The organism is Deinococcus apachensis DSM 19763 (genome assembly GCF_000381345.1).
Taxonomy (GTDB): domain Bacteria; phylum Deinococcota; class Deinococci; order Deinococcales; family Deinococcaceae; genus Deinococcus; species Deinococcus apachensis.
Genome location: NZ_KB906398.1, coordinates 714,781 through 737,329 on the forward strand (window position 1 = coordinate 714,781; position 22,549 = coordinate 737,329).

Below are 22,549 nucleotides of genomic sequence, written 5' to 3' on the forward strand. Positions count from 1 at the left end.
CCGGCTCCCGTCGTGGGGGCGGGGGTCGAAACCAATAGCCACACGAACACGAGGAGTTCTCGGGCAACGCTTGCGCTGCATGCCACATTGACGCCTGAAGGTTTCGCGGGCATTCGGGTCGGCATTCTTCCGATACCCGCAGGCAACACATCGGAACTCCGCCTGACTCACATGGTCCTGCGCGTCGGCGTGGGCTCTCCTCAACCCACCTCCCCGGCCAGTTCCCGGAGAGCCGACAGGTCCAGGGCCGTGAGGGCGACGTTCACCCGCGCCTCAAAGTCCCGGGGAGCCCCCGGCAACGCCCCGGCGAGCGCGACCGCCCCCTTCTCGTTCAGCAGCCAGGCCCGTTCCCGCGCGCAGAGGGTCTGCACCAGGGCCATCACCGCCTGGTACATGCACCCCTGCGCGTAATGCACGTCCCCGCGCTTCAGGCCCTTGGCGGCCCCGTCCAGCCAGAAGCCGGGCGACCAACCGTAATGCCGTTCGAGGGCCTGCGCGAGGGCCGCCGGATAGTCCCCGAGCTGGGCGCGCAGCCGCTCCAATCTGCCCTGTGGATCATGCAGGATGACACACGACGCCAGTTCCGCCGCGTAGTGGTGCCCGTGGATACCGTGGGGGTGCCCCGGCTGCGCGTGCAAGGTGACTCGTCCGGCCAGCGCGTCCTCCACGCTTTTTTCCACCCGACCCAGCTCCCGGTAGATGAAGTCCACCCGTTGCCCGCTCACCGTCAGCCACGCGCCGCCGTCCACCCAGGGACCCCAGCCGCCGGGCGGAGTGGCTTCCGCCGTCCCCGAGTCGTCGAGATCGCGGCACAGGGCGTTCAGCGCCGTCAGGTCGAAGGGATACTCAGCCTCATAGGCGAGGCAGAGGTCGAGGTCGGAGTCGGGGCGGGCGGTGCCGCGGGCATGAGAGCCGCCGAGAGCGACGGCGACCACACCGGGGACTTCGGCGGCGCGGTCGGCGATGCTCCGGGCGAGGGCGGGAACGAAAAGCATACCTGACTGTACTGGCCGTGCCCCGCAGCGCTGCTCTGCCACCCGGCCTACTGGAACGCCCAGGCGGGCGGATTCAGCCCCCCTCCCCACCCCGCTATCATGGCCTTTATGACGAAGGCGGGCGACAAGAAGGCGCAGCAGTACGGGGTGACGCCCCAGAGCGTGGATTTCAACGACTGGTACAACGAGGTCGTCAAAAAGGCTGATCTGGCCGACAACAGCCCGGTGGCGGGCGCGATGGTCGTCAAACCCTACGGCGCGGCGCTGTGGGAGAACATCGAGCGCTGGCTCGACGACCGCTTCAAGGCGACCGGGCATGAGTCGCTGATCTTCCCCACCCTGATCCCAATGAACTTCATCACCCGCGAGGCCGACCACGTCGAGGGCTTTGCGCCCGAACTCTTCACGGTGACGAAGATCGGCACCGAGGAACTCGCCGAGCCGTACGTGCTGCGCCCCACCTCCGAGACGATCATCGGCTACATGTGGAGCGGGTGGCTGAACTCCTACCGCGACCTCCCCTTCCTGCACTACCAGTGGGGCAGCGTGTTCCGCGCGGAATTGCGGACGAAGGCGTTCCTGCGGACGAGCGAGTTCTACTGGCACGAGGGCCACACGGCGCACGCGAGCGAGGAGGAGGCCCGCGGGGAGGTCCGCCAGCAGCTCGACCTCTACCACGAGTTCTGCCGGGACGTGCTCGCCCTGCCCGTCGTGCGGGGCGAGAAGACGGCCTCGGAGCGCTTTGCCGGGGCGGTCGCCACCTACTCCATCGAGGGCATGATGCGCGACGGCAAGGCGCTGCAATCGGGCACCTCGCACTACCTGGGGCAGAACTTCAGCAAGGCCTTCGACGTGAAGTTCCAGACCCGCGAGCAGCGCGAGGAGTACGCCTACACGACCAGTTGGGCGATTTCCAGCCGCATCATCGGGGCCATCATCATGACGCACGGGGACGACTTCGGGCTGATCATGCCGCCGAACATCGCGCCCATCCAGGTCGTCGTGATTCCGGTGGGCCGCAAGGACAACTTTGACGAGATGGTGGCGGAGGGCGAGCGTCTGGCCGCCGAACTGCGCACGCAGGGCATCCGCGTGAAGGTCGACAAGCGCGACGGGGTGACGAACGGCTTCAAGTACAACGACTGGGAACTCAAGGGCGTGCCTGTCCGCATTGAACTCGGCCCGCGCGACCTGGAGCAGGGCGTGGTCGTCGTCAAGAACCGCAATGCCGAGGAGAAGGAAACGTTGAGCCGCGCCGAGGCGATGGACGGAATGCAGCAGCGGCTGGGCGGCATCCAGACTTGGCTGCTGAAGCGCGCAACCGACTTCATGCTTGAGAACACGGTCAAGGTGGACACCTACGAGGAGTTCAAGGCCGCCATCGAGGCCGGGAAGTGGGTGCTGGCCTTCCACTGCGGCGACCCCGAGAGCGAGCGCCAGATCAAGGAGGACACCAAGGCGACCATTCGCAATATTCCCCTCGACGACGCGGAGTTCTTCGCCGAGCGCGAGGAAGGCGGGGTGTGCGTTCATACCGGGCGGCCCGCCGCATACGGCAAGCGGGTGATCTTCGGGCGGCAGTACTGAAACCTGCGTCCTGACGGTGGTGGGTGGCAGGCAACGGCAAAGTCCAGTTCTGGAAGGGCCTGCCCCAGTCAACCCCTCAGTCAGCTTTCGCCGACAGCTCCCCTGAGAGGGGAGCCAGGTACGCTCTTGGCCCCCCGGGAACCTGGGGCGGTTGCCGTCCCTCCTGGGAGGTCGCCCGCGGAGCCGAACTCGCAGAGCTACTTGCCGAGGGGTAGAACCAGGCTGTGCCACCTTGCGACTTGGCGATGGCCCTGTGGCGGGCGGCGAGGTGCTGCCCGCCACTCGTTCTGCCCCCGGTAGGGTGGGCGCATGACTGCCGACTCCCCCGCCGAGGTTGCTACCCAGTACGCCACCGACCAGAACCTGCGCGTCCGAATGGAGACACACGAGCGGTACGGCGTCGGGCCGGGGCTGGAACCGAGGGTGGATGAATTGCTCGCGCTTAGGGGCGACGAGGCGCTTTTGGACGTGGGCACGGGGCCCGGCAATTTTCCCGGACGGCTGCACGCCCAGGGGCACCGGGGCCGCCTCGTCGGCGTGGATCTCTCGCCGGGGATGGTCGAACGTGCCCGCGAGACGTACCCCGAGGTCGAGTTCGTGGGAGCGAGCGCCGACACTCTCCCCTTTCCAGTGGCGTCCTTCGATGTCCTCACGGCGCGGCACATGCTCTACCACGTCCCGGACGTTCCCGCCGCTCTGACCGAGTTCGCACGGGTTCTGCGCTCAGGTGGGCGTTTTCTGGCCGTGACGAATGCCGCCGGGTACATGTCCGAGCTGTGGGATGTGGTGGCGGAAGTGGTGCCGGACGAGCCTGAACTCGCCGGACTCCTGGGGAGCCGGGCGGGATCGGCGGTCTTCTCAAAGCAGAACGGAGAAGGGTTGGTGCGGGAGTCCTTCGGCAACGTTCAGGTGAACTTTCTGAACAGTGCCTTGGTGTTTCCTTCCCCTGAGCCCGTGCTGGCCTACCTGGCATCGATGACCGCGCTTCAGCGCCTTACTGGGGAGGACCGAACGCGCGTCCGTGTCGCCCTGGGACGCGCACTGGCTCCCCGCTTCCGTGCCGGGGAGTGGCGGGTGTCCAAACGGGTGGCCTTGATCCGGGCTGTCAAAAGGTAAAGGCGATCCTGAAAAGACCGCCCAGTTGCCCGTTCTATCCTGGGCCAGTGGCCGCTTCCCGCCCCCTCCCGCCACCCGCCGCGGCGAGGCTCATGGTGGGGGCAGGGTTGGGCCTGCTGGTGGGGCTGCTGACGCCCTGGGAATGGCCCGTCGTCGCGCATCTGCTGATGGGTTGGAGTACCCTGTGCGCGTTCGTGCTGGGCAGCGTGTGGCCGAGGCTGCTGCGCTCCACGCCCGGGCAGACGCAGGAGCTCGCCCTGCGCGAGGACGACACGCGGGCGGCGGCCCTGCTGCTGACCGTCTCGGCGGCGCTCGTCAGCCTGCTGGGGGTGGGGTTCGCCCTGGACCTCGCGCGCCGGGACCCGGGACAGACCGTGGGCCTGACCATCCTCGCGGCCCTGACCACGGTGCTGTCGTGGCTGCTGCTGCACACCGAGTACACGCTGCACTACGCGCGGCGCTACTACCACGACGGCGGCGGGGTGCTGTTTCCGGACGGCGACGGGACCCTGAAGGACCCCGACTACCGGGACTTCCTGTACCTGGGCCTGACCATCGGCATGACGTACCAGGTCAGCGACACGAACATCAACTCGCGCCCGATGCGCGGGCTGCTGCTTCAGCACGCCGTCCTCTCCTACCTGTTCGGCACGGTGGTCATCGCCCTGACGGTGGGCGCCCTGGCGAGCCTGCTGGGTTGAGGTTAACGGTCGCTCGCCATCAGGTACACCCCGGCGAGGAGCACGAGCACCCCCACCCACCCCCTCCACCCGTACGGTTCCCGAAAGGCCAGCGCGCTGAACAGGAAGATGAAGGCGAGGCTCAGGCGGTCGAGGGCCGCCACGCCTGCCGTCGGCCCCACCCGGAGCGCGGCGAAGTACGCCAGCCACGAGCCCGCGCCGCTCATTCCCGCCAGGACGATGAAGAGCCAGGCCCGCCCGCTGAGGTGCGTTTTCCCGCCCACGAGCGCCCCCAGTTGCCCGGTGCCCAAGGCCACCGCGACCATGACGAGCGCCATGATCACCGCGCGCAGGGCCGTCGCGAGGGTCGGGTTCACGCCCTCCAGCCCCAGCTTGCCGAAAATCGTGACGCCCGCCCCACCCATGGCCGCGAGCAGGCCGAGGGCGACCCATCCCAGGGGATTCATGAGGGCATGATGCGCCGACGCTCCGCCATTCGGCCCTTCCTCCTCACCCCCAACTGCTTTACAATGTCCTTCATGATCCGCTCTGCGCTTACCAGCCGGGGACGACGCGACTAGCCTGAGAGCTTGATCGTGCGTCCCCGGCTGTGTTCAAGCCGGGGCGTTTTCTTGTCCAAGGAGTGTCCGAGATGACCAGAATTGAGATTCAGGAACCGCGCGCCGAGCGCTACAACCCGCACGCCATCGAGCCCAAGTGGCAGGAGCGGTGGGAGCAGGAAGGCCTGTACACCTTCCACGAGGACCCCAGCAAGACGAAATTCTACGCGCTGACGATGTTCCCGTATCCCAGCGGCAACCTGCACATCGGCCACTGGTACGCGAACGTGGCGCCGGATGCGCGGGCGCGCTGGATGCGGATGCGCGGCTACAACGTCTTTTTCCCGATGGGCTTCGACGCCTTCGGGCTGCCCGCCGAGAACGCGGCCATCAGGAACAACCTGGACCCGGCGAAGTGGACGTACTCGAACATCGAGCACATGATGGGGCAGTTTGGGCGCATGGGCACTATGATCGACTGGTCCCGCAAATTCGCCACCTGCGACCCCGAGTATTACCGCTGGAACCAGTGGTTCTTCACCGAGTTCTTCAAGCGGGGGTTGGCCTACAAGAAGGACGGCCTGGTGAACTGGTGCCCGAAAGACCAGACCGTGCTGGCGAACGAGCAGGTCGTGGACGGCCACTGCGAGCGCTGCGGCACGGCCGTCGAGCGGCGCAACCTAAGCCAGTGGTATCTGAAGATCACCGACTACGCCGACGAGCTGCTGGACTTCTCCGACACTGACATGCCCGAGCGCGTGCGGCTGATGCAGACGAACTGGATCGGCAAGTCAGTGGGCGCCGAGATCACCTTCGACACGCCCGCCGGGCCGGAGACGGTCTTCACGACCCGCCCGGACACCCTGATGGGCGCGACCTTCCTGGTGCTGGCCCCCGAGCACCCCAAGGTGGCGGCGCTGACAACGGAGGAGCAGGCCGAGTCGGTGCGCGCCTACGTCGAGGCGGCGGGTCGCAAGACCGATGTGGAGCGCCAGCAGGACAGCGGCGAGAAGACGGGCGTGTTCACCGGCTCCTACGCCACGCACCCCGTCTCCGGGCACCAGATTCCCATCTGGGTCGCCGACTACGTGCTGGTGACCTACGGCACGGGCTCGATCATGGCGGTGCCCGCCCACGACGAGCGTGACTTCGCCTTCGCCCGCAAGTTCGGGCTGGAGGTCAGGGAAGTGATCCGCCCGGAAGGTGGCGAGGGCATGGGTGAGTCGCCCGAGGCCGCCTACGTCGGTGAGGGCGTCATCGTGAACTCTGGCGAGTTCGACGGATTGAGCGGCGGCAAGGCCAGCATCGTCCACATCACCCAGCGGTTGGAGGAGAAGGGCGTGGCGCGGGCCAAGACCACCTACCGCCTGCGCGACTGGCTGGTCTCCCGCCAGCGGTACTGGGGCACGCCCATCCCCATCGTGTACTGCGCGGAGCACGGGGCGCAGCCCGTTCCCGAGGATCAGTTGCCCGTCCGCCTGCCCGAGAACGTGGAGTTCACTCCCACCGGCCAGAGCCCCCTGAAACTGGACCGTGAGTGGATGACGACCGCCTGCCCGGTCTGCGGCGGCCCCGCCGAGCGGGACACGGACACGATGGACACCTTCGTCGATTCGAGCTGGTACATGTACCGTTTCCTGTCCCCGCACGACGACAGGCACCCCTTCGATCCCGCGAAAGCCGACCTGCTGCCGGTGGACCTGTACACGGGAGGCATCGAGCACGCAATCCTGCACCTGCTGTACTCCCGCTTCTGGACGAAGGTGATGCGCGACATGGGCCTGACCACCCAGAACGAGCCCTTCCGGTGGCTGCGGAACCAGGGGATCATCCTGGGCCCGGACAACGAGAAGATGAGCAAGAGCCGGGGCAACGTGGTGGACCCCGACGACCTGGTGCGCGAGTACGGCGTGGACACCGTGCGCGCCTACCTGATGTTCATCGCCCCCTGGGAACTGGGCGGCCCCTGGGACCCCAGCGGAATCAACGGCCCCTCCAAGTGGCTGTCCCGCGTCTGGGCCCTGTACTTCGACGAGAAGGCTGTGGGACCCGAGGAGAAGGTCACCGAGGCCGAGCTGCGCTACGCCGTCCACTCCACCCTGAAAAAGGTCTCGGGCGACTTCGACCGCCTGAGCTTCAACACGATCATCGCTTCCCTGATGGAACTGACCAACACGCTGGTGAAGGCCAAGCGCTCCCCGGCGTTCGGCACCCCCGCCTGGGAGGAGGCGCTGGACATCTTCAACCGGATGCTGGCCCCGGTCGTGCCCCACATCGCCGAGGAAATCTGGATGGAACGGGGCGGCACCGAGAGTGTTCACGTCCAGTCCTGGCCCGGGGTGGACGAGACCGCTGCCACCCGCGACACGGTGACCGTCGGCGTGCAGGTGAGCGGCAAGGTGCGCGGCGAGGTACAGATCAGCAAGACGGCTTCCCAGGAGGAGGCGCTGGCGGCGGCCCGCGCGAACCCCGACGTGGCCCGCTTCATCGAGGGCAAGACGACGGTGAAGGAGATCTACGTGCCGGGGCGAATCATCAATATCGTGGTCCGTTAAGACCCACAATGGGGAGCGCCCGTCACCCCGGCAGGTGGGGCGCCCCCTTCAGGTTGCCAGAGCATGCAGCAGCGCGGCCAAGGCAGGCCAGGTGAACCCGAGCAGCAGGGCCGCGACGATAAGGGTCACGACGGCCAGGGTCCACAGCCCGGGTCGGGAGGGCGGGGGCGACATACCGCACTCTAAAACCGAACGCCGCTGGTCTGGCTTCAGACCCCACAGCCCCCCCACTGCCTCAAGCTGTTCGAAAGGTCAGCTCCCGGTAGGTGAGCTAGCCGGTTGATCAGCCCGCCTCCCTGCTCCCACACCTCACCCGGCGCTCCCGGGTTTGTCCTCCCGGATGAGCGTGAGTTACAGCCTGGGCGTCCAGCCAAGCACTGAACCTGGGGTGTACGGGGCACCAGCAGCGCGTCAGGGGGTGTGAAACTGGCGCGGCTCGGGCCAGAAAATCAGTCGTTCTCTCCGGCGAACTTCTCCTGAAGCAGCCGCAACAGGTCCAGGGCCTGATCGCGTGACAGGGTCAGTTCCTGTGAACCCGTGCCATACCGCTCCACCGAGAGATAGACCCCATCGGGCATGGGGCAGACATGGAGCAGACCATCTTGTATCCAAAAAGAAGTGAGTCGAGGAAGGGGGCGAGAGAATATCATGAACTAGGTGAATATTATACCAAGATTCTTAATCCTGAGTTATAAATTTCACCGTGACCTGGGGAAAAGGCAATCCCCCGAAGTGGAGCCGTGTTTTGCTCTCACGCCTTCCAGGGGGACAGGTGACCCCGAAGAGGGTCGGGGTGTACGCCCGTAACGTGGGCCCCACCTGGCCTCCTTCTCGCACCCACCCGGAATGAATCCTGGAGTGGGGCCTTCCGGATACAACCGGAAGGCGTCAAGCCGCGCGGTGCCCCTCCGGGACCCGCTGCAAGTCTTCCTTCGCCAGTTCACGGTCCTCTCTGGTGAGCGAGAGGAACGCGAGCACCATCAGCAGGATGGTGGAAGCGGCCATCACGAGGACGATTTCCATACCTCAGTGTGCAAAACGCCGCGCCCCCGGTGATGACGGTGGCTTTACGAAACCCGGACGGGAGATTGGGGAAATCTGGAGAGTCGTGGTGGGAAGGGGGCGTCAGTTTTCAGAGCAGCAGCAGGGTGAATCGTCACCATGAGCAGGGGGAAGGGTCTGGACGCCGGGCCGGGCCTTCAGTTCGGCCGCCACCTGCTCCGCCCCCACCAGCGCCTCCCTCAATACACGAACCTGTTCGGCATTGGCCTGAGCGTGGGCGTCCTCGGTCATGAGAGGCATGGTGACACGTGCGGGTGCGCAACGCTGCCTCATTTGCCGCATTCCCTCAGCGGTTCGTGGCCCAGAAAGCGTCGAGGACAGCCTTCACCTGCGGCAGCCTCTCGAACTGCGGCAGGCCGTCGGTGCCCTCGATACGCACGGCGCTCACGCCCGGCTGCGCCGCGAACAGGGGCAGGCGGTCGAAGCTCACGAAGGCGTCGCGGTCGTACAGGACCGTCGTGGGGACGCGCAGCTTGCTGTAGAGGTCGCCGTAGGCGTCCGGGGTAAAGAGCTGACCGCTGATGAAGTACAGCGGGGCGTACTTGGCACCGGGCTGGCGGCTCGTCTCCAGGCTGTACTCGACCAGGCCCCGGTCCACCGGCCCTCGGAAGGAGCGCCCCAGGAAGTATTCGATGCTGGGCCGGGTCCGCAGCAGGGCGTAGAGGGGCGTGCCGACTGCATTGAGCGTGCGGTAGAGCCGCTCCCCGCCGTCCTCGGCGCTCGCCCGCTGGGTGCCGCCGCGTGGCTGGCCGAGACCGCTGGGGCTGATCAGGGCGAGGGTGCGGATGTGGGGGTCACGCAAAGCGGCGCGGGCGACGAATTCGCTTCCCAGGCTGAGGGCCACCACGTCCACATCGGTGCCCAACTGATCCACAAGCGCGGTGAGCGCTTCCGTCATCAATCCCGGGGTGTAGCGCATGTCGGGGCGGTCGCTGCTCCCGAAGCCGGGCCATTCCAGGGCGTAGACGGGCCGGGTTCCGGCGTACGTGTCCCACAGTGGCTTCATCTCGTAGGCGCTCGCGGCGGCGTTCACCGAGTGGGTCAGCACCAGCGGGCGCCCCTCGCCCCGGGAGTCCGCGTAGTAGGCCACCCGCCCGAAGCCCGGCAACGTCAGAAAACGCCGCTCACCGCTCAGGGCGGGTCGCAGGTCAGAGGAGACGGGCGGGGCGGAGACGGCGGCCCGTGCCAGCGCCACCCCCCCGACGACCAGCAGGGCGAGAACGAGCAATCGGGCGGCCCGGGAAGTCTTCATGGGGGGATCGTTCACCCTTCCGGTGTGGCGGGATGTCAGCTGGGACACGTTTGCTCCCCCGGTCCCTCAGTTCAGGGGCAGGCCCGAACGGTCCGTGAGCCCCCCACCCCCGTACGCCGCGGCCACATCGCGCAGGAGGCGCCGGGCGAGCAGGATCAGGTCGTCCTCGGTCACCCCGGTCAGGTGGAAGGTGCCCCCCTCCCCGTACTCGCCCACGAAGGCCCCCTCCTCGCGCCGCACCCGCACGAGCACCTCGCAGAGGCCCAGCCGCAGCCAGGCGGCATGCCAACTGCGGGGGGGCGGGGGGCGCAGCCGCTCGGCCGGGTCGGGGGTGAAGTCGAGGATCACGTTGTTCAGCGGCAGGCCGGGGCCGCTCGCCGTTCGTAGGGCGTGGTACAGGGCGTTCAGGAAGGCCTCGCAGGCCCGCTGCTCAGCCTGGCGCTCCGTCGCCAGGCGGCGGATCACAGCTTGTAACGCGTCGAAATCACTCACCGCCCCCATTCCTACCACGCTGGGGCCCACCCGGTATCCTCCTTCGCGTGACCCTCCCCCTCGCCCGCCCCGCCCTGCTCCTCTCGAATGGCACCGCCGAGGACCTGATCGGGGCGCGGCTGCTGGCCCAGTTGGACGGGGAGGCGCGGGTGCTGCCGCTCGTGGGAGCGGGGCGGGCGTACGCGGGGCTGCCGGGAGTGACCCGGCTCGGCTCGGCCCTCGACCTCCCCAGCGGCGGGTTTCCCTTCGGCAGCCTGGGGAACCTGCGGGCCGACCTGCGGGCGGGGCTGGTGGGTGCCTCGCTGGGGCAGTGGCGGGCGGCGCGGCGGGCGGCGCGGGTGGCGGGCGCCGTCGTGGTGGTGGGGGACGCCTACGCCCTGATGGTGGGGACGCTGGCGGCGCGGGAGGCCGGGCTGCCCCTCATCCACGTGCAGCCGCTCCTGAGCGCACACTACCTGGAGGGGCTGGACCTGCGCGGGGCGCTGCGCGAGGCCAACGCCCTGGGGGCGAACCTGCCCATGCCCTACGAGTTGCGGCTGGCGCGGGGGGCGCACGCCGTCTTCGTGCGGGACGCGGCAACCGCCCGGTACTACCGGGAGCGGGGCGTGCGGGCCCGCTGGGCGGGGAGCTTCGCCATGGACGTGCTGCCGCCAATCGAGCGGGACCTCTCCCCACTCACGGGCGGGCGGCCCGTGCTGGCCCTGCTGCCCGGCTCGCGGGGGGATCACCGGGAGAGCCTGCCCCTGATGCTGCGGGCGGCGGCGCGCCTCTCCAGCGTGGCCGCCCTCGTCGCCTGGCCGCACGGGTGGGACGAGGTGACCCTTCCCGGGGGCTGGACGCTGGACGCGGAAGGGGACACCGCCTTCGCCCAGGGTGAGGGCACCCGGGTCGCCCTGCTGCGCGGCGCGTTCGGGGCGGTGGCGCGGGCGGCGGACGTGGCGGTCGGCACGGCGGGCACCGCGAACGAGCAGCTCGCGGGCCTGGGCGTGCCGGTTGTCGCCTTTCCCACCCACGGGCCGCAGTACACGCCCGGCTTCGCCCGCCGTCAGGGGAGGCTGCTGGGCGAGGCGCTGAGCGTGGTGGGGGCTGACCCGGAGGCGGTGGCGGAGGAGGTCAAGGCCCTGCTGACGGACGGCGGGCGGCGGACACGGGCCTCCCTGGCCGGGCTCTCCCGGGTCGGCCCGGCGGGGGCGCTCCCGGTCATTGCCGCAGAGCTTCGGGCCCTGCTGGCGAACTCCTCCCCTCAGCGCCCATAACTCGCCCGCACCCGCCGCAGCCCCTCCCGCCACCCGATGCGGCGTGGGGGCAGATCGCGCAGGAGGACCGGGGTCAGCCCGCGCTCATTCAATCCCACCAGGAGCCGGTCGAGCAGCTCGGGCGTGACGGGGGGGCCGTCGTGGAGCAGGATCACGCTGCCGGGGCGGGTGCGGGCGAGTGCCCCCTCGGCGAGGTTGGCGGCGGGGGCAGAGGTCCAGTCACGGCCCTCCACGTCCCACAGGGCGACCCCGCGTCGGGCGAGGCGGGCCAGGAGCCGGGTGAGGGGGGCGTGCCCGCCGTAGGGGGGGCGGTATAGGTGCAGGCCGGGCTCCGCCGCGCGGGGATGCCAGCTCACCTGCGCCCACTCGCACCAGGCGGGCAGGAGCAGGGCGTGGGTGTGCCAGCGCCCGTGAGCCTCAACCTCGTGGCCCGCGTCCCGGATGGCCCGCAGGAGGTCCGGGTGGGCCACGCAGGCCGGGGCCGTCACGAAGAAGGTGGCCCTCGCCCCATGCCGCGCGAGGACGGCGAGCAGGTCCCCCGTCCGCTCGCCCGGCCCGTCGTCGAAGGTGAGGGCCACCCGGGGCGAGGTGCGGTCCCCCGGTCCCAGGGCGCCCCACCCCGCCGCGCGGCCCAGCAGGTCGGCGAGCCCGGCGGCGAGGAGCGCCGCGCCGGGGAGCAGGAGCCACCTCCGCCGCACGGTCAGACGGGCTGGGCGTCCCGGCGGAAGGCGCGGCGGAACACGGTGTAGCCCCCGGCGGTGAGCAGCGCCAGGACCGCGCCGACCAGGAAGGGGCCGGGCGTCCCCAGGTGCCGGTAGGCGAACGCGCCGACGAGCGGACCCAGGGCAGTCCCGGCATTCTCGACCGTCATCACGGCGCCCCAGGCGGCAGGCCGCTCGGCCTCGGGCAGCGTGCCCGCGACCAGGGCGGCCCAGCCCGGCGCGACGAAGGCGTAGCCCAGCCCCGCCACGGCGGCGAGCCCGTACAGCGCCCAGACGGGCGGCGTGCTGGCGATGGTCCCCAGGGCCAGCCCGATCAGGCCGTACCCCACCACCAGGGCCAGCCGGGCACGGCCCCGGTCAGCTACTCGCCCGGTGAGCGGCATGGAGGCGAAGGCGGCGGCGCCTCCCACGACGAGCACCCCGACCATTCCCCCGTATGTCAGGCCCAGCTCGGGAAAGAGGGTGAACAGCAGCGGCCCCAGCAGCGTGAGGGTGAGCGTCTGCATCAGGGCAGCGGGCAGCAGCGGCGCGAGCGCCCGGGCGGCGACGTGGACTCGGCTGCGGGGCGCCGTGCGGGTGGCTGCGGGTTTCGGACCGCGCCCCGGCACCCCCAGCGCCGCGACCAGGCCCAGCGCCTGCACTCCCAGCACGAGCGCGGGCACGAGCACCGAGCCCCCCGGCGCCAGTCCGCCCAGCAGCAACACCCCGGCCCCGATCATCGGCATCACGCCCATGGAGACCAGGGTGAGTGCCCGGCCCTGATAGCCGGGGCGGGCCGCGTCGGCGGTCAGGTTCATCACCCCCGGCCACAGCGCCGAGAATCCCAGGGCGTGCAGGACGGCGATCAGGATCAGCCCCCAGGCGTGGTGGGTGCCGGGCAGCAGCGCGAGCGCCCCGAGGCTCAGCGCCGACCCGGCGAGGAGCACGCGCCGCGCCCCGTACCGGGCGATCAGGGCGCCTGCCGGGCCGCGGGTCAGCGTGTCGGTCAGGAAATGGGCCGAGAAGGCCGTGGCCGCCACCGCCACCGCCTCCCCCTTGGGAATGCCCAGGAGGTTCGTGCTCGCCTGGGGCAGATACGCCCCGTACAGGCCGCTGCGGACGAACTCGGCGCAGGCCAGGGTCAGGGCGGCGGCGGCCACCCCCAGCCCGGTGCCGGGGCGCAGCGGCAGGGGGGGGAGGCGGCCCCTCACGTGCGTCCCCCCACTTCGCCTGCTACCCTGGCGCGGTGCCGGACTTCACGGTCGTGATTCCCGCGCGCAACGAGGCGGCGTACCTGCCCCTCACCCTGCGCGCCCTCGAACGCCAGACGCATCCTCCCGCGGCAGTGATCGTGGTGGACAACGCCAGCCACGACGGGACGGCCACCCTGGCACGGGCCTGGGGTGCCCAGGTGGTGGAGTGCCGGGTGCGCGGCATTGCCCACGCCCGGCAGGCAGGCCTGGACTCCGCCCGCACCGAGTGGGTTGCCTCCACCGACGCCGACTCGCTCCCCGCGCCCGAGTGGCTGGAACGCTTCGCCCACGCGGCCTGCGGGCACCCGGGCCGGGTTGCCCTCTACGGCCCGATGCGCTTCTGCGGCGTCTCGCGGCCCCTGGTGAAGCTCTCGGAACTGGGCTACAGCACCTTCCTGCACGCCTGCCGGGTGGTGGGCAAGCCCAACCTGGCTGGAGCCAACATGGCCTTTTCCCGCCACGCGGCGACCCTGGCGGGCGGCTACCCTGAGGTCGAGGCCTACGAGGACGTGCTGCTCGGTCAGGCCCTGGCGCGGCTGGGCGAGGTGGCCTACGTGCCCGGCGCGCTGGTCGAGACGAGCGCGCGGCGGCTGGAGGGGGGCTGGCTGCCCTTCTTGTGGCGACACGTGCAGAACCTCAGCGGTCATACGCGAGGGTATTTCGGGGACTAGCGGCCCCACCCTCAGCGGGAAAGGCCACCTCGCGCGGCACACCCAGCACCGAGGCGTACACGTCGAGCACCCGCTCGGCCACGCTGCCCGGTGTCCAGGCCGTCCCGAAGCGGCGGGCGCCCCGCGAGAGCCGGGTCCACAGTTCCCCGTCCGCCAGGATCTCCCGCGCGTGCCGGGTCAGGGCCGCCACGTCGCCCGGCGCGACGAGGTAGCCGCTCTCACCCTGCGCCACCCCGCTCAGGGTGCCGCGCGCCCCGACGGCCACGACAGGCACGCCCATCAGTTGCGCCTCCTGAAGCACCAACCCCTGCGTCTCGGTGTCGCTGGCAAACAGGAACAGTTCGGCCAGGCGGTAGTACGCGCCAATCTCCGTCCAGGGCTTCACGCCCAGGAAGGTCACCCGCCCCGCGACGCCCAGCCGCTCGGCGTGGGCCAGCAGGTGCTCGCGCTCCGGCCCCTCCCCCAGCACGACGAGGTGGGCATCCGGCAACTTCGCAAGCGTGTCGAGGACGAGGTCGAAGCGCTTCTCACGCGCCAGGCGGCCCACCGTGAGCAGGCGGCGCGTCCCGGCGGGCCAGGGGTTCTGAATCGGCGGGGCCGAGCGCAGCACCCCCGGCTCGACACTCGTGGGAATAACCACCGTGTTCCGCACCCCCATCTCGCGGGTCACGTCGAGCATGGCGGCGGTGGGGCTGATCACCGCGTCCGCCCGGCGGTAGTACAGGCCCATCAGGCGGGTCACGACGCGGGTGCGGCGCTGCACCGCCGTCAGGCCCGGCACATAGTGGGTGTACGCCTCGATGTGGGTGTGGTACGTGGCGACGTGCGGCACCCCCCACTTGCGCGCCAGCCGCGCCCCCGCCAGCCCCAGGGTCAGCGGCGTGTGGGTATGGATCAGGTCGTACTTCTGCTCGAAATCCTTGCGGGTGGGCCAGGCCAGGCGGTAGGTCGGCAGGAACACGTAGCGGACGCTGGGGGCACGCCGCACGTCCGGGCGGATGTCCTGCTGCTCGGGGAAGAAGGGGGCAACCACGTCCACGTGATGCCCCCGCGCCCGCAACTCGTCGCTCAGGAGGCCCACGCTCGTCACGATCCCGTTCTGGTCCGGCAGGAACGTGTCGGTGAAGAGCCCAATTCTCAGGGGCTTCATCTGGTCCGTCCGTGCGGCGCGTCATGAAAGGAGGGTGGCAGCATCACTAGACAGGAGCATACGACGCCGGACATGAGGGGTGCGCCGGGTCAGGGGGAGGGAGCGGGGAAAAAGCTGTGCCTGCGGGACTTTGCTCTCGCCTCCTTCATCTATGGCCTGTACAGTCCGCTCATGCCCGCCCCCCGCCTCCCCTCCCCCTGGCCCGCCTTGACCCGCGCGGGAGCATACGGCACCCTGCACGGCGGTCACCCCGGCGACCCGCACTTGGGCCTGACCGTTCCCGTCTGTACGCCCGCCGAGGTGCGGGAGGCCCTGGATGCCCTCGCCCAGACCAGGCTGCGGGCCACCCTGCTCGTGCCGCCCCCGCTCGCCCGGGAGGAACCCGACGCCCTCCGAACCGCCACGGCGGCAGGGCACGAGGTCGCCGGGTGGGGAACGCCCCTGAACATCTCCGGGCTGGAGGTCGCGGCGGGTCAGCCCGTCACGGCCTGGGCGCTGGAGGAGGCGGACCTCACCCGGGCACCCCTCGCCTTCCTGGCGGGGCGGGGGGTGCGGCCCCTCCCCCTACCCTCCCCCACGCCAGAACCCGGGTTGACCTTGCGGGTGGCACCCAACGACCTGACCACTGAACTGCCCCGGCTCCAAGCGCTTGGCTACCGCCCGGTGCCCGTCCGCGACCTGCCCGGGCTGCGGCCCGCCTCGCGGCGCGACCTGCTCATCCACCTGTATCGCCGCGTGGTCGACGACCGCTTCGCCCGCGCCCACGGCGTCGTGCCCCTGACCCAGCGGGCGGACGCCGTCATGCGGGTGGCCCGGCAGTCCGTGCCCGGGGGGCTGCCCTTCCCCCCGGGCACTCCCGCCGCCGAGCTGCACATCCACAGCCCGCGCCTGGTCGGTCTGACCGCCCGCAGCGCCCTGGCCGCCTACCGCGCCTACCAGCGTTCCCTGCGCGACGTGGCCCGCGCCCTGCGCGAGCGGCCCGAGTTCGCGGACGCCCGGGTCGTCTTCGCCGTCACCCTCCTTCACGGCCCGCTGGAGAAGAACGGTTTCACGCTCGTGAACCTGCCCCCCTTCACCGCACGGGTGTACGGCCTGGGCTTCCGCCTGATGCGCCTGGCGTACGGCACAAACGTCGCCCCCTCCGAGACCGAGCCCCGGCTCGCCTGGATGGAGCGGGAGGCATTTTTAAGCCGCCACGGGTGAGAGGCCCCAGCCCCAGGGACACCGGTCAAAGCCCCCGACTCGGAGAAGCCAGGGGCAACCCACCGACTTCACCCGGTCGGCTTCTTGTGGGGATGACCCACCTTATTCGGGTCGCCGAGGCAGTAAGAACGGGGCAAGTTAAGCCCGCTGGAGCCAACCTGTAGAAAGACCCACCTTTGGATGAATGCGTATACATGTTGCGGGCCCGCCCTCGTGCTGCCTGCGGCTCATCCCGGGGCATGTGGCAGAACCGGGGCCCGAGGACGAGAACCCCGAACAGCACCCCGACCTGCTGCGCCCTCAGTCGCGGCGGCTGGAGCAGCGCGGGCGTGAACTTCAGACCCTGACCTTCGAGGCCGTGAGGCACGAGCGCGCCTAGAGAGGGAACGCCACCAGGACTCCTCGCCCTGACCGCCGCCCCGCTTCTCCCCACCGTGCGGCGGGTCGGGGCACTGTGACCGCGCGAGCGGCTGACCTCAGGATGCAGACGTGCGGCCCTCCGAACTGGTTCGTGTCCAGGTCCTGTACCTCGGCCATCAGCGGGCCTGGGCCTGGTCACCTCCCCGGAACATCCCGAGATTCGGGTCGGAGCGCTGGCCCTGACCATGCCCACCCAGCCACCGGACGTGCTGATCCCCGTGCTGTTCTCCTCCGGAGGGCAACTCTACCGGGCCGACTACTCGCCCCTGCGCGGGGACGCGGATGAGGCCGAGCGGATCTACTTCATCGGGCGAAAGGTCGGCTGGTGGGTCCCCGACGACGAGGGGCCGCGGCGGACCGCCGTTGAAGCGTCTGTCCGCACGGCGGCACCCGGGGGGAGCGAAAGGAGACGGAAGAAAACCTCCGGCCAGGCCGCCGCTCAGGCAGCCACCCAGCCGAAGGTCTTCTGGCCTGTCCCGCTCAGCGCTCGACGGTGTAATTCCAGACCAGTGCAGTACCCGACTGGCCCTTGGCGAACATCTGGGAAAAGGGCGTGGCGGTCACGCGGTGGTCGCCGGGCGAGAACACGCTGGCGTCGCAGGCGTAGTAGTTGCCCTTCTTGCCGTTGCTGAAGCGGCCGTCCACGCACAGGGCGAAGGGGGCCTCGTTCTCCAGCACGGTCTTGCCGTTCCCCAGGTTGAAGCGTACGCTGCCCACCCCGGAGGCGACGTTGGCGCGCACGTTCAGGTGGCGGGGCAGGGCCGAGAGCCGCAGGCGGGCGCCCGCCGGGATGGGATCGTAACCGGGCACGGGCTTGTCGGTGTCGGCGTCGATCAGGGTCAGGCTGGTGACGGCCGGTCCCTTGGCGGGAGCAGGCGTCTGCGCCGCCGGACGCACAACCGTGAAGTTCAGCAGCAGGCCCGTGCCCGCCGTCCCCTTGCCGTCCGCCGCCGTGTAGGGCGTCACGGTGATCTGGCGGGTGCCGGGGGTGAAAACGCCCGCCGGGCAGGCGGTGTAGTCGTTGCCGGTGCCACGGTCGCCACACAGGGCGAAGGGGGCGGTGTTCTCCTGGTGATAGTTCGCGTTGCCGTCGAGCCCGAAGCGCACGCTGCCCACCGTGCCCACCGTGTTCGCCCGCAGGCTGAGGTTGCGGGGCAACCTGGAGAGATCGAGCGTGGCGGCGGGTGGGATCGGGTCGTAGCCGGGCACCGGCTGGTTGGTGTCCGCGTTGATCAGCGTGACGCCGCTGATGCTGGGCCCGGTGGGATTCACGATCAGGCTCTGCGCCTTCACCTGAGCGGCAGCGGGGGCGGAGAGCGGGGTCAGGGTGCCGAGCGCGAGCAGCGCGAGGGCGGGACGGGTCAGGGACAGTGCAGTCATGGGGCTCCTTTGGGGCGGGTCAGGGGAACACACCTGTTCCTGACCGCCGTGTCACCGTGATCTACCGGGCCAGGATGACGCCCGGCTGACGGGCGCCCACATGTTCTCCTCCTTTTCGAGCCGGAAGCTTTGACCCAACCTTCCGGCTCGGCTCATGCCCCTGGAAGGCACGGGACCCGGGAGCGGGCAAGGCCGGAGTCAAGCCCTGGCTCCCCGAAGCGCCTTACCCCGGCAGGTTGAACGTCAGCGTGGTGCCCCGCCCGGGATCGCTCTCGACCTCCAGCTCACCACCCGCGAGGGCCACCCGCTCGCGCAGCCCGAGCAGGCCCAGGTGCCCCGCCTGCGCCTGCGCCTGCGCCTGCCCCGCCGTGAAGCCCTGGCCGTCGTCGGTGACGGCCACCCGCACTCCGCCCTGCTCGAAGGCCACCCGGATGGCGGCGGAGCGGGCGTGGGCGTGCTTGTCCACGTTCGTCAGGGCTTCTTGCGCCAGCCGGAACACGGTGAGTTCCAGCGCGGGCGCCAGGCGGCGCTCGGCCCCGCTGACCTCCAGCCGGGTGTCGGTCTGCGCCTGCCCCGCGAGCCATTCGAGCGCGGGCAGGAGGCCCAGGTCGTCCAGCACGCTGGGCCGCAGGTTGCGGGCGAAGCGGCGCACGCTCTCGATGGCGGCGTTCAGGTCGCCCAGGATGTCGTCGGCCCGCTCGCGCTGCGGCCCGTCCAGGTCCCGGGCCAGGCGGGCGACCCGGCGCGAGGTGGCGATCAACACCTGCGCGGTGTCGTCGTGCAGCTCGCGGCTGATGCGGCGCCGCTCCTCCTCCTGCGCCTGGGTAAAGAGGGTGAGGTACGTCCGCAGCTCAGTCTGGCGGCTGGTCGCGGCCTCCAGCGCCTGGCCGCGCCGCTGGATCTCGGCGGCGAGCGTCTGGAGTTCGGAGAGGTCGCGGGCGACGGTCAGGACACTCTGAACTGTGCCGGAAGGGGACGCCCCGGCCTGCCGCACGGCGCTCAGGCGCACCTCCAGGCGGTGCGGCCCCACCTCGATCTCCGCGCGGCCCCCGGCGGGGCGGACGCGGGCGGCGTCCCAGGCGGCGTGCAGGGCGCCCCGGGTGGCGGGCGTGGGCAGGGTGAGCAGGTTCGACCCGACCAGCGGCCCGGTCAGCGGGGCGAGCAGCCGGGTCGCGGCGGGGTTGGCATAGGTGACCGTCCCGGCCGGGTCGGCGCTCAGGATCAGGTCGTGCGCCCCCTCGGCGAGCTGGCGGTAACGGGCCTCCTCGCGCGCCAGGGCCGAGAGCAGCCGCTCGCGGGTCAGCGTCAGCGCGAGCTGGTCGGCCACGCTGCGGGCCAGGCCCAGCACCCGGTCGCTCGGCGGCTCGGTGCCGGGGTCGTCGGCGTACAGGAAGCCCAGGAGGTGGTCGGGCCCGTCCCCACCCGGGTCGCCGCGCAGGGGGACGATCAGGGCGCTGCCCGCGACCGGCAGGGCGTGGCGCCGGGTGAGCGGCCGCGGCCCCCGCCCGAGTTGCCCCAGCAGCGAGGCGAGTTCGGCCGCGGGGGGCGAGTGCAGGTTGAAGGTCGCGCAGCGCGTCACCTCGCCGCCCTCCCCCGTCAGGGCGATCAGGCCGCGCCCGGCATTCAGGGCCAGGGTGGCGAGCCGGGCAACCTCCGCCAGCGTCCGGTCACTCTGGTCCTCGCCCAGCAGCCTTCCGACGTTGAGCAGCACGGCGGCCTCGCGCTCGCGGCGCAGTTCCTCCTCGTACAGCCGGGCGTTCTCGATGGCGAGGGAGGCCTGCGCGGCGAACACCTCGGTGAGGGCGAGGTCGTCGGCGTCGAGCGGCAGCGGTTCTTTCCAGTACAGGGTCAGCGCCCCGAACACCGAGGCGCGGGTGCCCAGCGGGAGGCCGATCACGCCGCGATAGGGGTAGCGGCCCTGCGCGAGCAGTTGCCGGGTGTAGCGGCTCCCCCCGCCCAGGTGCGCGGTCGTGAGGTCGCGGGCGGCCACGAGTTCCCGGCGCTCGACCGCGCGCCCAGTCACGCCCGCCCCCACCTTCGCGCGCACCCGCAGGACGTACTCGCTGGGCAACCCGACCGCGTTGCGGATGGTGAGCGTCCGCCCGTCAGGTTGCAGCTCGTACACCCCCGCCGCGTCCGCCCCGAAGAGCGCGGTGGCCCGCTCCAGCACCCGAGAGAGCGTGTCGCTGAGGTGCAGGCTCCCCGCCAGCGCCGCCCCCGCCTCGCGCAGCGCCTCGGCGGCCTCGCGCTTGCGGGTCTCAGCCCCGTACAGCCGCGCGTTGTCGATGGCGAGGCTGGCCTGCTCGGCCAGGGCCAGCACCAGCCAAGTGTCGTCCTCGCTCGCCCGCGCGCCCGGCGAGCGGCTGTCCACGTACAGGACGCCCAGCGGCTTGCCCCGCGCGCTGAGCGGCGCAATCAGGGCCACCTCCGGGGCGAGTTCCGAGAGCCCCGCTCCCAGCGGCGACGCCGAGTCCCGCGCCCGCTCGTACAGGATCACCTCGCCACGCCCGATCAGGCGGCTGAACGACACCGGCCCCACGGCGATCCCGCCCCCAAAGGCTTCGTCGAAGCCGTACGTGAACACCTCCCCGGTCTGCGCCCCATCCTCGCCCACCTCGCTGAAGAGGCCCACAAAGGCCCGCCCGAAGCCCAGCGCGATGGCCGCACTCTCGGCAGTCGCGGTCAGCACCTCCGGCAGGTTCAGGCTCCCCCCCAGCCGCCGCACGAGCTGCTCGACCGTCTCGGCCACCCGGCCCCGCCCGCGCCGCACCTCGCGCGCCTGCACACCCTCCAGCGCCAGCGTGAGCAGCGGCGTGAGCCCCGCCAGCGCCTCCACTCCCTCGGGGTCCGCCCCCACGAACTCCAGCACCCCCCCGCCGAAGGGCAGGCAGGCCAGCATCCCCTCCGAGACGGGCCGCCCCTCCGCCAGCGCGCGCGCCGCCAGCGTCCCGTCACTCAGGCCCAGCCCCCGCCCCTCCTCGCCCACCACCGAGAGCGAGCCGCCCTGCACGGCCCAGACCTGAACGCCATGTGCCCGCACCGTCCGGCAGGCGAACGCGGCCAGCGCCGCCCCAAACGCCCGCACAGTGGGCGCCGCGCTGAGGTCGGGCGGAAAGGGGGGCAGGGTCATGGGGGAGACTTCAGAAGTCATAACGGGGTTAGTCAGATGCTAGAGCTTTGGAGGGCAGGCTGGGGCCTGCCACCCCCCTCCCGACCTCCCCCGCAACACCGCTCAAGCTTTAGCCCTCTTAAAACCGTCTCTTGTGGACGGCCAATCCCACCCCTCGGTTCGCTCTCGCACGGCCTTCACCCCGCCTTGCTCGCGCAGCGAGACGGTGGGCATGCGACTCGGATATCGGCAAGATCAGACCTTACGGGCAGAGGAAGGCGACCACGGGCGCGACGGGCGAGCCCCTTGCCGAACGCAGTGCCACTCCCCCCTACCCTCCACTGGGGGCAGGGGGGGTGGGGGCAAACTGAGGCAAGACACCCTGCCCCCAAACCCCCTCCCTCACAACGTCTTCGGATCAATCCACCCCCGCTTGATCCCGTACAGCACCGCCTCCGTCCGGCTCCCCACCCCCAGCTTGGAAAAGATGTTCGCCAGGTGAACCTGCACCGTCCGCGGGCTGATGTCCAAGTCCCGCGCGATCTCCTTGTTCGTCCGGCCCGTCGCCGCCACCCGCAGCACCTCCAGCTCCCGGGGGCTGAGCGCGTCCTCCGGCGGCGTGGGCGTCTGCTGCGTGCTGAACCGCTCCAGCACCTTGCGGGCGACGGAAGGGTGCAGCGCACTCTCCCCCGCCGCGACTGCCCGCACCGCCCCCAGCAGGTCGTCCTCCGAGGTGTTCTTCAGCAGGTAGCCCGCCGCCCCCGCCTCCAGCAGGGCGAAGACGTAGGCGTCGTCGTCGTAGCTCGTGAGGACGAGGACGCCGACACCGGGCATGAAGCCCTTGATCGCCCGCGTGGCCTCAATGCCGTTCATGCCGGGCATGGAGACGTCCATCAGGATCACGTCGGGGTTCAGCGCCCGGGCCTGGCGGATGGCCTCCTCGCCGCTGTCGGCCTCGCCGATGACATGCAGATCGGGCTCGTTCTCCAGCAGCTCGCGGGTGCCCTTGCGAACGACGGGGTGGTCGTCCACCAGGAGCAGCGTGATGGGCCGGGTGCCCTCGGGAGACGTGTCAGTGGGATGATGCATAGGGGCAGGATACCCGCC

Annotated in this window: 22 protein-coding genes; 8 read left to right on the forward strand and 14 right to left on the reverse strand. The window is 70.7% G+C overall.

Annotated features, from left to right (window positions below; genetic code table 11):
* Window positions 1-200: 200 nt before the first annotated feature.
* Window positions 201-995 carry a nucleotidyltransferase domain-containing protein gene (locus tag F784_RS0103635; RefSeq protein WP_019585342.1) on the reverse strand — a complete coding sequence of 265 codons (795 nt, stop codon included), beginning with the start codon at window positions 993-995 and terminating at the stop codon, window positions 201-203.
* Between the two features lie 99 nt (window positions 996-1,094).
* On the opposite strand from F784_RS0103635, the gene proS reads away from it, so the two are divergent.
* The 3 genes from proS to F784_RS0103650 all read left to right on the forward strand — a co-directional run bounded on the left by proS (window position 1,095) and on the right by F784_RS0103650 (window position 4,399).
* Complete coding sequence (gene proS / locus F784_RS0103640) at window positions 1,095-2,582, forward strand: proline--tRNA ligase (protein WP_019585343.1); 1,488 nt, start codon at window positions 1,095-1,097, stop codon at window positions 2,580-2,582.
* Between the two features lie 309 nt (window positions 2,583-2,891).
* Window positions 2,892-3,698 carry a class I SAM-dependent methyltransferase gene (locus F784_RS0103645; RefSeq protein WP_019585344.1) on the forward strand — a complete coding sequence of 269 codons (807 nt, stop codon included), beginning with the start codon at window positions 2,892-2,894 and terminating at the stop codon, window positions 3,696-3,698.
* A 47-nt stretch (window positions 3,699-3,745) separates the two neighbouring features.
* Window positions 3,746-4,399 (forward strand): DUF1345 domain-containing protein, encoded by a 654-nt coding sequence (locus F784_RS0103650; RefSeq protein ID WP_026332244.1) that lies wholly within the window; start codon window positions 3,746-3,748, stop codon window positions 4,397-4,399.
* A 2-nt stretch (window positions 4,400-4,401) separates the two neighbouring features.
* Here the strand turns inward: F784_RS0103650 and F784_RS0103655 are convergent, their stop codons facing one another.
* Entirely contained in the window at window positions 4,402-4,845 is a 444-nt protein-coding gene (locus F784_RS0103655; protein WP_019585346.1) for an EamA family transporter, read from the reverse strand.
* Between the two features lie 185 nt (window positions 4,846-5,030).
* Between F784_RS0103655 and leuS the strand changes: the two genes are divergently transcribed.
* Complete coding sequence (gene leuS / locus F784_RS0103660) at window positions 5,031-7,493, forward strand: leucine--tRNA ligase (RefSeq protein ID WP_019585347.1); 2,463 nt, start codon at window positions 5,031-5,033, stop codon at window positions 7,491-7,493.
* 48 nt (window positions 7,494-7,541) lie between these two features.
* Here leuS and F784_RS27485 read toward each other — a convergent pair whose 3' ends face one another.
* From F784_RS27485 to F784_RS0103685, 6 genes are all read right to left on the reverse strand, one after another.
* The gene (locus tag F784_RS27485) at window positions 7,542-7,667 is read right to left on the reverse strand and encodes a hypothetical protein (RefSeq protein WP_019585348.1); all 126 of its coding nucleotides are present in this window, start codon (window positions 7,665-7,667) and stop codon (window positions 7,542-7,544) included.
* Between the two features lie 275 nt (window positions 7,668-7,942).
* A complete protein-coding gene (locus F784_RS27490) occupies window positions 7,943-8,071 on the reverse strand; it encodes a hypothetical protein (protein WP_019585349.1) in 129 nt (42 codons plus the stop codon).
* 310 nt (window positions 8,072-8,381) lie between these two features.
* Window positions 8,382-8,516, reverse strand: coding sequence for a hypothetical protein (locus tag F784_RS27495; RefSeq protein WP_019585350.1), 135 nt, complete (start codon window positions 8,514-8,516; stop codon window positions 8,382-8,384).
* Between the two features lie 102 nt (window positions 8,517-8,618).
* Entirely contained in the window at window positions 8,619-8,786 is a 168-nt protein-coding gene (locus F784_RS25935) for a hypothetical protein (RefSeq protein ID WP_157464963.1), read from the reverse strand.
* Between the two features lie 55 nt (window positions 8,787-8,841).
* Window positions 8,842-9,807: an alpha/beta fold hydrolase gene (locus F784_RS0103680; RefSeq protein ID WP_026332245.1), complete on the reverse strand. Its 966-nt coding sequence runs from the start codon at window positions 9,805-9,807 to the stop codon at window positions 8,842-8,844.
* Between the two features lie 66 nt (window positions 9,808-9,873).
* The gene (locus F784_RS0103685) at window positions 9,874-10,308 is read right to left on the reverse strand and encodes a hypothetical protein (protein WP_019585352.1); all 435 of its coding nucleotides are present in this window, start codon (window positions 10,306-10,308) and stop codon (window positions 9,874-9,876) included.
* Between the two features lie 38 nt (window positions 10,309-10,346).
* On the opposite strand from F784_RS0103685, the gene F784_RS0103690 reads away from it, so the two are divergent.
* Window positions 10,347-11,555, forward strand: coding sequence for a lipid-A-disaccharide synthase-related protein (locus tag F784_RS0103690; RefSeq protein ID WP_019585353.1), 1,209 nt, complete (start codon window positions 10,347-10,349; stop codon window positions 11,553-11,555).
* Here the strand turns inward: F784_RS0103690 and F784_RS0103695 are convergent.
* Window positions 11,543-12,253, reverse strand: a complete 711-nt coding sequence (locus F784_RS0103695; RefSeq protein ID WP_019585354.1) for a polysaccharide deacetylase family protein — start codon at window positions 12,251-12,253, stop codon at window positions 11,543-11,545. The genes F784_RS0103690 and F784_RS0103695 overlap by 13 nt on opposite strands.
* 2 nt (window positions 12,254-12,255) lie before the next feature.
* Window positions 12,256-13,467 carry an MFS transporter gene (locus tag F784_RS0103700; protein ID WP_019585355.1) on the reverse strand — a complete coding sequence of 404 codons (1,212 nt, stop codon included), beginning with the start codon at window positions 13,465-13,467 and terminating at the stop codon, window positions 12,256-12,258.
* A gap of 35 nt (window positions 13,468-13,502) precedes the next feature.
* On the opposite strand from F784_RS0103700, the gene F784_RS0103705 reads away from it, so the two are divergent.
* Entirely contained in the window at window positions 13,503-14,180 is a 678-nt protein-coding gene (locus tag F784_RS0103705) for a glycosyltransferase family 2 protein (protein WP_019585356.1), read from the forward strand.
* On the opposite strand, the gene F784_RS0103710 is transcribed toward F784_RS0103705, so the two are convergent.
* On the reverse strand, window positions 14,146-15,330 hold the full coding sequence (locus F784_RS0103710) for a glycosyltransferase family 4 protein (protein WP_019585357.1): 1,185 nt from the start codon (window positions 15,328-15,330) through the stop codon (window positions 14,146-14,148). The genes F784_RS0103705 and F784_RS0103710 overlap by 35 nt on opposite strands.
* Before the next feature lie 171 nt (window positions 15,331-15,501).
* Here F784_RS0103710 and F784_RS0103715 point away from each other — a divergent pair, with 171 nt between their 5' ends.
* Window positions 15,502-16,533: a YkoP family protein gene (locus F784_RS0103715; RefSeq protein ID WP_026332246.1), complete on the forward strand. Its 1,032-nt coding sequence runs from the start codon at window positions 15,502-15,504 to the stop codon at window positions 16,531-16,533.
* 241 nt (window positions 16,534-16,774) lie between these two features.
* Entirely contained in the window at window positions 16,775-16,912 is a 138-nt protein-coding gene (locus F784_RS25940) for a hypothetical protein (protein ID WP_019585359.1), read from the forward strand.
* Between the two features lie 521 nt (window positions 16,913-17,433).
* Here the strand turns inward: F784_RS25940 and F784_RS0103725 are convergent.
* From F784_RS0103725 to F784_RS0103735, 3 genes are all read right to left on the reverse strand, one after another.
* Window positions 17,434-18,333 (reverse strand): hypothetical protein, encoded by a 900-nt coding sequence (locus tag F784_RS0103725; RefSeq protein WP_019585360.1) that lies wholly within the window; start codon window positions 18,331-18,333, stop codon window positions 17,434-17,436.
* A gap of 223 nt (window positions 18,334-18,556) precedes the next feature.
* Entirely contained in the window at window positions 18,557-21,463 is a 2,907-nt protein-coding gene (locus F784_RS0103730; protein WP_019585361.1) for a GAF domain-containing sensor histidine kinase, read from the reverse strand.
* Window positions 21,464-21,844: 381 nt separating this feature from the next.
* Window positions 21,845-22,531, reverse strand: a complete 687-nt coding sequence (locus tag F784_RS0103735) for a response regulator (protein ID WP_019585362.1) — start codon at window positions 22,529-22,531, stop codon at window positions 21,845-21,847.
* Between the last annotated feature and the right edge of the window lie 18 nt (window positions 22,532-22,549).